Origin of the sequence: Mesorhizobium sp. M0701, assembly GCF_040320365.1 — a bacterium.
GTDB lineage: Bacteria > Pseudomonadota > Alphaproteobacteria > Rhizobiales > Rhizobiaceae > Mesorhizobium.
The window spans coordinates 1-1,902 of sequence record NZ_JAMYPO010000105.1 but is presented as its reverse complement, the minus strand read 5'-3'; the positions used below and the strand labels follow the sequence as shown (position 1 = coordinate 1,902).

Sequence of the window (1,902 nt, the reverse complement as noted above, 5' to 3'; positions counted from 1 at the left end):
ATCCAACCCGATCATGCTAACTTCCGACATGGACGCCTCCGTTCAAGTGATGATCAACGACACCACTTTGGCACAGCGATGCCGTCAGGGAGAGGATCCCGTCAACTGCGAACCCGTTAAAGAGAGCCTGGCTCAGCTTCCGGCCTTCCTCCTGTTGTTTGGCACGTGCAGCGTCGGTGCTGATCCCAAGCCGCAGCAGGCCGGTGGTCCGGACGTCGATCACCGTCAGGGGCGATGTAGCAGAGACTTCGGACACGGCCCAGCCAGCGATTTCCGAGAGATGCAGCATGCGGTAAGATTCTCCCTCGAACCGGTCGCGAATAATCGTCTCGGCGATCGCCGTCGCCAGGTCGCGAGCAATGTAGAGGACCATGAAGGACCGGTCGGGGCTTGCGAAGCGCGATTGCCCGAACCCCATGCCCAATGGAGTAGCTGCGTACTCCTGTCGCATTGCCCGCAGGTAGTGTTGCGGCTGGAACCTGATTGCCAGGTCCGCGACGACTTCGGCGTCAAGCTCCACGATCAGCCGAAATCGAACTCGGCGTCAGCGACGACCTCATCGATGCGCCCAGCCTTGAGTCGGTCGAGCGGAGTTTCGCCGGTGTCGCTCACATGCTGCTGGGTCAGCCACAGCCACGTCGCACGAGGATTCCCGATGATCTTCGTGATCCGGGCCATGTCCTCAACAGGACGACCGTCGACGAATTGGGCGAGCGGAAATACGTGCTTCCGCTCGCCCTTGAGCAGTCCGATCACGGCTCCGCGCCGTTGCCAATCGTGCAGGGTCGAACGCTTCGTCCCGAACATCTTTTCGATCTCGCCGGGACCGGCGACAGGACCAGCCCAATCCTCAAGGCGTGTCGGCGTTGCATATTCAGCGAGGCGCAGCCGGCCCTCTTCAAGATCAAAGACCTTCCCGCGGCCTGCGCCCTGGCTGACCTCCACGGGCTTTTCGACCTCTACTGGAGCAAGTATCTTACTGGGTCGGGCGAGCTCCGTAACCACATTCTCCACTGCTCTCGCCAGTGCCTGTTCGTGCGCAGCGATCTGGCGCTGCTCGGCAGGGGACAGACGAGACGTTACCGCCGTCAGGGCGGCGACCGCCTTGCCGGCGGCTTTCAGAGCGGACTTGGATATTGCTGGATGGCGTCGCGATAACACATCGAGAATGTCAGCGACCGTCTCACGATCGACCTTTGCATCTGCGCGAACTGCCGAGTTGCGAGCGTTCATAACGACCACCATTGGCACCATATTTCTCGCCCTAGATAGTACGGATTGTCCGAAATGTCCAGATTGTAGTCTGGCAGATTTGCACCTATTGCTGGTGATCTGGACCCATTCCGGACCTTCCTGACGCCGGATCGCTTTCCCGAAAGGCGGCGTCCACAGAACCAACGCTCATGACCCGAAAAGGACCTCTGACCATCGCATGGCGAATGACCGCTTCGCGCCCGTTGCACGAACCCGCTTCGCGGGAGGGTCGCCTAGTTCTGAGATGACGCGTATTCATAGGCCTTGAGCAGGTAAAGGCTGCGATCCGACCATGGAGTTCCCTTCAACGAGAGGAACTTGCCATGGCTACCTTGTCGACCGACGCTCCGATCACTCCACTTCGCCAGCGCATGCAGCAAGACATGCTGATGCGGGGCCTGGGACCGCATACGCAGCAGGATTACGTTCGTCATGTCCGGCGCTTCGCCGCGTTCCTTGGCCGCGCGCCCGACACCGCAGCGCCCGAGGACATCCGGCGCTTCCAGTTGTATCAGCATGAGAACGGCGTCGGTCCTGCGACGATTAACGGCGCGGTCTCGGCACTGCGGTTCCTGTTCACCGTGACGCTGAAGCGGCGCGATTTGGCGCGCGCGCTGGTGGTCACCCGGTATCCGCGCAAGCTGCCCG

The 1,902-nt window shown here is 61.1% G+C and carries 3 protein-coding genes; 1 reads left to right on the top strand and 2 read right to left on the bottom strand.

The window, feature by feature from the left end:
- Positions 1-16: 16 nt before the first annotated feature.
- Together NKI24_RS35680 and NKI24_RS35675 are read right to left on the bottom strand one after the other, a co-directional pair.
- Positions 17-520: an RES family NAD+ phosphorylase gene (locus NKI24_RS35680; RefSeq protein WP_352750867.1), complete on the bottom strand. Its 504-nt coding sequence runs from the start codon at positions 518-520 to the stop codon at positions 17-19.
- Between the two features lie 2 nt (positions 521-522).
- Positions 523-1,233, bottom strand: coding sequence for an antitoxin Xre/MbcA/ParS-like domain-containing protein (locus NKI24_RS35675; protein ID WP_352750864.1), 711 nt, complete (start codon positions 1,231-1,233; stop codon positions 523-525).
- Positions 1,234-1,577: 344 nt separating this feature from the next.
- On the opposite strand from NKI24_RS35675, the gene NKI24_RS35670 reads away from it, so the two are divergent.
- A partial coding sequence (locus NKI24_RS35670; protein WP_352750861.1) for a site-specific integrase occupies positions 1,578-1,902 on the top strand: 325 nt, incomplete at its 3' end.